Source organism: Zoogloea sp. (assembly GCF_041911615.1).
Taxonomy (GTDB): Bacteria; Pseudomonadota; Gammaproteobacteria; order Burkholderiales; family Rhodocyclaceae; genus Zoogloea.
In genome coordinates, this window is sequence record NZ_JAYROR010000084.1 from 1 (window position 1) to 8,648 (window position 8,648).

Here is an 8,648-nt window from a genome sequence, read left to right on the forward strand (position 1 = left end):
GAACCGCCGCCGGTCGTGGCGCCGGTCGCGGTTTCCGCGCCGCTGGCCGCCGTCGAATCGGCCGACGGGCTCGACTGGAACGCCTTGTTCGAGGTCGTCACCGGCACCGCCGTGACGCCGGCCGCCATGCGTGCCGCCGACCCCGTGCCGGCGCCCGTGGCCGTGCCCGCGCCGGTGGTCATGCACCAGAGCGACAGCGAACTGGCGAGCAAGTCGCCCGACGACATCATCAAGGCCGCCGTCGGTCGCCGCGCGACCGATCGCCCCGGCGCCAGTGGCCCGGTGGGCCGCCGCGATGCCGAGAAGACCCGCGACAACTCGATCCGCGTCGATACCGCGCGCCTCGATCAGGTGCTGAACCTCTCCGGCGAGATCGGCCTCACCAAGAACCGCCTCAATGCGCTGCGCAGCGACATCCTCAACGGCCGCAGCGACACCGAAACCCTGCACGCCCTCGACTTGGCGGTGAGCCAGCTCGACCTGCTGGTGTCCGACCTGCAGAACGCGGTGATGAAGACCCGCATGCAGCCCATCGGCCGGCTGTTCCAGAAATACCCGCGGATCGCCCGCGATCTGGCCCGCAACCTGGGCAAGGACGTGGAACTGGTGCTCTCCGGCGAGGAGACCGAGATCGACAAGACGATGATCGAGGATCTGTCCGACCCGATCATCCACCTGATCCGCAACGCGGTCGACCACGGCGTCGAGGACACCCAGGAGCGCCTCGCCAACGGCAAGCCCGAGAAGTCCATCGTTCGCCTCGAAGCGCGTCAGGAAGGCGATCACATCGTGATCCTGGTGGCCGACGACGGGCGCGGCATGAACGCCGAGCGCCTGCGCGCCAAGGCCGTCGAGAAGGGCCTCATCACCGACGAGGAAGCCAACACCATGGACGAGCGCCAGAGCTACAACCTGGTGTTCCTCCCCGGTTTCTCGATGGCGAGCCAGATTTCCGATGTCTCCGGACGCGGCGTCGGCATGGACGTGGTGCGCACCAACATCCAGAAGCTCAACGGTTCCATCGACATCCGCTCCAGCCTCGGCAAGGGCACCACCTTCGTCATCAGCCTGCCGCTCACCCTGGCGATACTGCCGGTGCTGCTGGTGCGCCTGGGCGACCAGCCGTTCGCGGTGCCGCTGTCGATGGTTCGCGAGATCCTCCCGATCGAGCCGTCCGAGGTGCAGGAAGTCGGCGGTCGGGCGACGATGGTCGTGCGTGGCGAGGTGCTGCCGATCATGCCGCTGTCCACGCTGCTCGGCTGGGACCAGAACCAGACGCCCGAGTACGGCGTGCTGATGCAGAGCGCCGAACAGAGCTTCATCCTCGCCATCGACAGTTTCGCGGGTCGTGAGGACGCGGTGATCAAGTCCCTCGACGATTTCCGTCCGAAGGGCGTCGCCGGCGTCACCACGCTGTCCAACGGCCAGATCGTGCTGATTCTCGACATGAAGGAGCTGCTCGGCGCCCTCGGCGATACCCGTGGCGTGTCTCGTCGCACGCTGCTCGCGCATCTCGAAGTGCCGGCGCTCGCCGCCTAGGAGACCTCCGACCCGACGGCTCGCGCCCCGACTGCGACTTCTTCCACAGCGTCACGCTCTGCAACAAATGGGCGTGACGTACGCCGCTCGACCCCAGGCAGGGCTCGGTTAGGATCGCTCCTGACTGCCCCAGCCCCTCGCTTTTCCGGCGAGCCGGAGCCGAGCGGGCGAGGAGAGAGCAGATGGGCGACTTCGATTTCGATTACTGGAAAGACCTGGCCGAGCGCGATCCCGCCGCGTTCTTCCAGGCCCGCGACGCCGCCCTGCAACACTGCATCGCCTGCCACCCCGGCCAGGCCCACGCCCTGGCCGCCTTCCAGACGCGCATCGACGCTACCCGGGTCCTCGCCGGCAGTCCGATGCAGGCCAGCCGTGCGCTGTTCGAATTGATGGAGGACCAGCTCCGGCTGCTCGGCGCCAAGCTGGTCGAGCTGCGCCTCGAGGCCGAGAGCCTGCGCGGCACCCTGGCGCGCGAAACCACCGTCTGAGCGTTTGCCCCGGCGGCCCGGAATAGCCGCCGCAAAGCCCGTCTGTTCGATGCCTCGCCGTGCCCGGCGGCGGCGTATCGTGATGGCCTCTGAACGACCGCCGGGCGGGCCGTGGCCGAAGACAGCGATCTCGAAAAAACCGAATCAGCCTCAGCGCGAAGGCTCGAACAGGCCCGCGAGGAAGGCCAGGTTCCCCATTCCCGCGAGCTGGCCACGTTCATCTCGCTGCTGGTGGGTGTCGTCGGCCTTTACGTACTGGGCCGCTGGGCCGGGCACCGCATGATGCAGCTCATCAAGTCGGGCCTGAGCTTCGAGCGCCGTCTGGCCTTCGAGCCGGGCGGAATGGGGGAATTACTCGCGGCGCTGTCCGCCGACGCGCTGCTGACCGTCGCGCCGCTGCTGATCGCCGCCGTTATCGCGGCGCTGGTCACGCCCTTCCTGATGGGCGGCTGGGTCTTCACCACCAAGGTCCTGCGTTTCGATCTGACCCGACTCGACCCGATGCAGGGGCTGGGCCGCATGTTCTCGACCCACGGCCTCGTCGAGCTGGTCAAGGCCAGCCTCAAGGCCGTCCTGGTGGCCTGCGTCGGCGTCTGGGTGGTGTGGCGCGAGCGCGATCACCTCTTCGCGCTGATGCTCCAGCCCCTCGAGAGCAGCATGGACGATTTTGCCGGTCTGGTGCTGATGTCCACCCTGCTGATCGTCTGCAGCCTCGCCCTCATCGCCGCCATCGACGTGCCCTTCCAGCTGTGGGAATACCACCGCCGCCTGCGCATGACGAAGGAGGAGGTGCGCCAGGAGATGAAGGAGCAGGAAGGCGATCCGCAGATCAAGGCACGCATCCGCGCCGCCCAGCGCGAGATGTCCCGCCGCCGCATGATGAGCAACGTGCCCAAGGCCGACGTGGTCGTCACCAACCCGACCCACTACGCCGTGGCCCTCAAGTACGACCCGGACAAGGCCGGCGCCCCCATCGTCGTCGCCAAGGGCGCGGACGCCGTCGCCGCCAAGATCCGCGAACTGGCCCGCGAGAACAAGGTGCCCATCCTCGAAGCCCCGCCCCTGGCACGGGCGCTGTTTACCCACTGCGAGCTCGAACAGCAGATCCCCGCGGCCCTCTACACCGTGGTCGCCGAGGTCATGGCCTGGGTCTTCCAGCTCAACCACTGGATCGCCGAAGGCGGCCTGCCCCCCGACGTGCCCGGCGCCCTCGCGGTGCCCGAAGGCATGGACCCGGGGCCGGGCGAGGGGGCCGAGTGAGCGCTGCGGGCCGCCTTCGTCGGCGTGCCCCGGCCAGCCTGTCCCAGACGATGCGCGTAGGCTAGACTCAAAACGTGAGCCGGCGCTCGCTCCCGAATGGCGGCCCCCCACGCAGGCGTTGCGATCATGGCTGACCTTTTCCTCTACACCCTGGGCCCCCCGCTTCTCGTCGTGGCCCTGTCCGCCCCGTGGGTGCTGCGCGCGGGCAAGTCCGACCCCGGACTCGTCTGGTGTCTGGCCTTCATGATCGGCTCGATCGGCGGCTTCTTCATCTTCGTCGCCGTCGGCTGCGCGGAGGATCGATCCTTCGCCGAGGGTCATGGAGGGCGGGCGCCGATGATCTCGTCCGCCTCCATCTCGGTGATCTACGGCGGAATCTTCAGCCCACTGGGCGCCGCAATCGGTGCCACACCCCTGTGGCTCTACGCCAGACGGTCGAAGGGGCGCTGAGCGCATGGAGTGATGCCGCGCCCACCGTCCTCGATCTTGTCCCCTTGTTGCCTTTCAATGATAGCCCTGACCATCATCGCAAGGCCTTGTTACACGGGAAAGAGCTATCAATCCTTTGTAACGATAGCGCCGAGCCTTATCCCGTGAGCGCTGGATAAGGGAGCGTCCTATCGTTGAAAGCCCTCGGATGCCCTGAGCTTTATCACGGGGGCACAGCATCGTCTTCAGACCGGACGTGGGCGTGCTCGGTGGTCGCCGTGGCCGCCCGCGCGGGCTCACCGGAGACCCGCGTCTGCACGTACCCCGGTGCGCAGGCCGCAGCAGCCTGCCGTGGGGCGCCGTTCCCATGCGCGCAATCCTCTTCGTAGTGGCAGCACGGCAGGCGCCGCCCTGAAGCGCCTGCTGGGGCTTTCATCGTTACGCGGCTGAATGCAATTCAAATCTATGAATGCATTTTGCGTTGGCTGTATGCATAATCCGGGGTGGGTGAAAGAGAGTCTTTCCCTTCCCGAACATCATTTCACTCTGGAGAAATAATGACATCCACCGCCACCGGACGGGTTGCGCCCCAGGTGCTCGAAGACGACATCCAGGCCTTCATGGCACTTGCCACCATGCCCGATTACGCACCCCGCGATCCCAATGTCACCCTTGCCGCCATCACGGCAACCTACGAAGAACTCCTGGCCGACCGCGCTGCCCTGGTGCACGCCCAGATCGCCATGGACGCCGTGCGCGACAGGCTCGCCAGCACCGAACAGCGCATCCACAAGCAGATGCTCGACGCCAAGAGCCAGGTACGCGCCCAGTATGGCGACGATTCCAACGAACTCGCCGCGATGGGGCTCAAGAAGAAATCCGAGAAAAAGCCACCCACCCGCCGCCCCCGCGGCGACAGCGCAGCAGGGGCGTGAGCGCGGCGCCGGCCATGTGATGAAGCGGAACCACGCAGGCCCCGGAAGGGTGGGGCTGTGGTTCCGGCAGCCTCGCCGTCAATCAACTGACTCACTCTGGGACGTACTGCGTTGTCTTACGAGGCGGTCAGAGTTTTTTTTGCATGTTCAGACAGGGAGTAAATCGTGACGCACGCATTTGATGAGGCGCAGCTAAAGTCTTTCGACAAAAACTATGATGTGACTCACGAAGACATGGCGGTCCAGGCGCGAGGTCAATTCCTGGAGGCGTTCCCGATCAAACGTCTTTCTACCTTAACGATTGATGATTATGTCATTGGGCGTCAGTTGCCAACATTCTGTGCGCACGTCGAAGCGAAGACGAGGCCGTGGGCAAACATTCAGGGGGCGACATCCGGAAAGTTCGGTATTTATTTTGGGAAGACAGCGTCCGATCCAAAGAAAACATATCGTTTTACGCGCAAGTTCGGGGAGACGCGAGATGAAGCCTTCGGCTCTGTAAAGGCTGCGTTGTTGGAGTTGATTGAACTTGGTCAGGCGAGGCGGTTGAGCTTCTCAGATATCGACGAAAACCCGTTGTCTCAGATGTTCAAGGCCAAAATTCTCAGTCTTTACTTCCCAGAGCGTTTTTTGAACGTTTGTAGTGCAGAGCACTTAAGAGCCCTTGGTTCCGAACTCGGTTATGACGAAGATCTTCCGATAAGTGAATATCAGCACCTGTTGATTGTTGCCAAGCATTCCTGCAAGAGAACTCGGCTGTGGAGCAATCCGAAGTTCATGTCTTTCTTGCTACAGGTTTACCTGCATCGGGGTGAGAACCGACCCGTGAAGGCGATTTTTGCGCCTCCTGAAGAAACTCATCGAAGAGTGAATTTCGAGGACGTACAGGCCGAAAGAACGCGAATCGGCAAAGCGGCTGAGGAGTACGCGCTAGTATGGGAAAAGCAGAGGCTCGAAGGCTTGGGGCTTGGGGAGCTTGAGTCATTAATTGCCGATTGTCGGGATCAGCCTGGTTACGGCTATGACTTTCTCTCGCACAGCACCCGAGAGCAGCGACGCTTCATCGAAGTCAAGGCGGTTGGCAAGTTTCGGGGCGGTGCTGGACACCGATTTTTCTTGTCTGATAACGAGCTTGACGTCTCCAAATCAGAGAGGCATCGCGATGGCTACTTTTTCTACTTGGTGTTCTTTGATGCGGCAGGTCAGCCTGCTGATCTACTTCCGATTCGTGCGGAAGACCTCTACCTGCAAAGTGTGATGCGGCCTGCGTCATACGTTGTCTCGTTCGATCTGAAGAGGTCTACAGCGCGATCGAGGTGACGTGTAAGCCCCTTCGGCCGTCCGCGCTCCATTGAGTTCTCCCCCGAATTACCCCCCCTTTCCCCCTCACTTCCGCCCTTGCTCCGGGGCGCGCCTGAGCGACCATCCGGAGCATGAACGACAGTCTCAACCTGCGCACCCTGTTCGCCCCGAGCAACATCCGCACGCTCGCCGGGCCGCTGCTGATCATCCTCATCCTGTCGATGATGGTGCTGCCGCTGCCGCCCTTCGTCCTCGACCTGATGTTCACGTTCAACATCGCGGTGTCGGTGATGGTGATGCTGGTGGCGATGTACACCAAGCGCCCGCTGGATTTCTCGGTGTTCCCCACGGTGCTGCTGGTCACCACGCTGCTGCGCCTGTCGCTCAACGTGGCCTCGACGCGGGTGGTGCTGCTTGAAGGCCACACCGGCCCCGACGCCGCCGGCAAGGTGATCGAGGCGTTCGGCCACTTCCTGGTGGGCGGCAACACGGCGGTGGGCATCGTCGTGTTCATCATCCTCACGGTCATCAACTTCGTGGTGGTGACCAAGGGCGCCGGGCGGATCGCCGAAGTGGGCGCGCGCTTCACCCTCGACGCGATGCCCGGCAAGCAGATGGCCATCGACGCCGACCTCAACGCCGGCCTCATCGACGAGAAGGAAGCCAAGAAGCGCCGCACCGAAACCGCCCAGGAAGCCGACTTCTACGGCGCGATGGACGGTGCTTCGAAGTTCGTCCGCGGCGACGCGGTGGCGGCGATCCTCATTCTCGGCATCAACATCGTCGGTGGGCTGATCGTCGGCGTGCTCCAGCACAACATGGAGCTGGGTCAGGCGGCCACCAACTACACCCTGCTCACCATCGGCGACGGCCTCGTCGCCCAGCTTCCGGCGCTCATCATCTCGGTGGCTGCCGGTCTGGTGGTGTCCCGCGTCGGCGACGAGGGCGACATGGGCTCGCAGGTGATCGGTCAGGTCTTCTCCAACCCGCAGGTGATGGTGCTCACCGCCGGCATCCTCGGCATTCTCGGCCTGATTCCGGGGATGCCGAACTTCGTGTTCCTGCTGCTGGCCTCCGGCCTGGGCTATCTGGCCTGGAAGGGCAGCCAGCGCGAGGCCGAGCGCACCGAGGAAGAGGCGCCCGCCGCCGCGCCGGTCGCGCCGGCTGAGAGCCAGGAGGCCAGCTGGGCCGACGTCACCCCGGTGGATGTGCTCGGCCTCGAGGTGGGCTACCGCCTGATTCCGATGGTGGACAAGGGTCAGGACGGCGAGCTGCTCAAGCGCATCCGCGGCCTGCGCAAGAAGTTCGCCCGCGACATCGGCTTCCTCGCCGCCCCGGTGCACATCCGCGACAACCTCGAGCTCAAGCCCAATGCCTACCGCATCGTCCTGAAGGGCGTCGAGATCGGCGCCGGCAACGCCTTCCCGGGCCAGTTCATGGCGATCAACCCGGGCCGCGTGTCGGGGCCGCTGGCCGGCCGCGAGACCACCGATCCGGCCTTCGGGCTGCCGGCGGTGTGGATCGACGCCACCCAGCGCGAGCAGGCCCACGCGCTGGGCTACACCGTGGTGGATGCCAGCACCGTGGTGGCGACCCACCTCAACCACCTGATCCTCAGCCACGCCCCCGAACTCCTCGGGCGCACCGAAACCCAGGCGCTGCTCGACCACATCGCCAAGGACAACCCCAAGCTCGTCGAGGATCTGGTGCCCAAGCTGCTGCCGCTCGCCAGCGTCCAGCGGGTGCTGCAGAACCTCCTCGACGAAGGCGTCAACATCCGCGACATGCGTTCCATCGTCGAGGTGCTGGCCGAGTTCGCCCCCCGCGTGCAGGACCCGTTGGAGCTCACCTCGCGGGTACGCCAGGCCCTCGGGCGCGCCATCGTGCAGGGCATGTTCCCGGGCAACGGCGAGGTGCAGGTCATGGCGCTCGATCCGGGCCTGGAGCGGGTGCTGATGCAGGCCATGGCCGGTGGTGGCCCGGAGGGCGGTGCCATCGAACCGGGGCTCGCCGACACCCTGCTGCGTGAAACCGCCGCCGCCGCCCAGCGCATGGAAGACATTGGCCTGCCGCCGGTGCTGCTGGTGCCCGCGCCGCTGCGCTGGCTGCTGTCGCGCTTCCTGCGCCGCAGCGTGCCGACGCTCAAGGTCGTCGCCAATTCCGAGGTGCCGGAAACCCGCCTGATCCGCGTGGCGGCGATGATCTCCACCGTTCCCCAGTCCTGATGTCGATGCATTTGTCCCATCTTGCGCAACAGTTGCGTTTCGATTGTTGCGCAAGATGGGCGAATCGTCCGTTCGCACGCCGCCGATCCGCCAAGACCCGTCTGTCGACGCAGGAATAGCACCCTAAAACCTGTCTTTTCCCGGCCATCGAAAGACGTCCCGCTCCGGATAATCAACCGTACCGAAGTGCCCACGCCGATCCCGTGAAAGCCTTCGTACCCCCGGAGACAGGAGCATGAACGTCAAGCGCTACTTTGCCAAAACCGCCCGCGAGGCCCTTCGCATGTTGAAGGACGAGCTCGGGCCGGATGCCGTGGTGCTTTCCAATCGCGCGGTGAATAACGGCGTCGAGATCCTCGCCCTGCCGGCCGGCGACGTGGCGAGCCTGCAGCGCGCCCGCAGTCAGGCGCAGGCCCAGGCTCAGGCCGCCGCCGCCGCGGCCATCGCGCCCGCGCCGGCACCGGTCGCCC

The 8,648-nt window shown here is 65.0% G+C and carries 7 protein-coding genes and 1 pseudogene; all 8 read left to right on the forward strand.

Annotation, left to right across the window (positions count from 1 at the left end):
• Positions 1–1,539 (forward strand): chemotaxis protein CheA (locus ACE3P2_RS10010; protein ID WP_374263975.1); only part of this gene is annotated, 1,539 nt, incomplete at its 5' end.
• Between the two features lie 182 nt (positions 1,540–1,721).
• Complete coding sequence (locus ACE3P2_RS10015) at positions 1,722–2,027, forward strand: DUF3135 domain-containing protein (protein WP_374263977.1); 306 nt, start codon at positions 1,722–1,724, stop codon at positions 2,025–2,027.
• A 111-nt stretch (positions 2,028–2,138) separates the two neighbouring features.
• Positions 2,139–3,287 carry a flagellar biosynthesis protein FlhB gene (gene flhB / locus ACE3P2_RS10020; RefSeq protein ID WP_374263979.1) on the forward strand — a complete coding sequence of 383 codons (1,149 nt, stop codon included), beginning with the start codon at positions 2,139–2,141 and terminating at the stop codon, positions 3,285–3,287.
• A 126-nt stretch (positions 3,288–3,413) separates the two neighbouring features.
• Positions 3,414–3,737, forward strand: coding sequence for a hypothetical protein (locus tag ACE3P2_RS10025; protein ID WP_374263981.1), 324 nt, complete (start codon positions 3,414–3,416; stop codon positions 3,735–3,737).
• Positions 3,738–4,273: 536 nt separating this feature from the next.
• A complete protein-coding gene (locus ACE3P2_RS10030) occupies positions 4,274–4,651 on the forward strand; it encodes a hypothetical protein (protein ID WP_374263983.1) in 378 nt (125 codons plus the stop codon).
• Positions 4,652–4,816: 165 nt separating this feature from the next.
• A complete protein-coding gene (locus tag ACE3P2_RS10035) occupies positions 4,817–5,971 on the forward strand; it encodes a DUF3883 domain-containing protein (protein ID WP_374263985.1) in 1,155 nt (384 codons plus the stop codon).
• A gap of 113 nt (positions 5,972–6,084) precedes the next feature.
• Positions 6,085–8,178, forward strand: coding sequence for a flagellar biosynthesis protein FlhA (gene flhA / locus ACE3P2_RS10040; RefSeq protein WP_374263987.1), 2,094 nt, complete (start codon positions 6,085–6,087; stop codon positions 8,176–8,178).
• 235 nt (positions 8,179–8,413) lie between these two features.
• Positions 8,414–8,648, forward strand: a pseudogene (flhF, locus tag ACE3P2_RS10045) (flagellar biosynthesis protein FlhF); the annotation flags it as partial.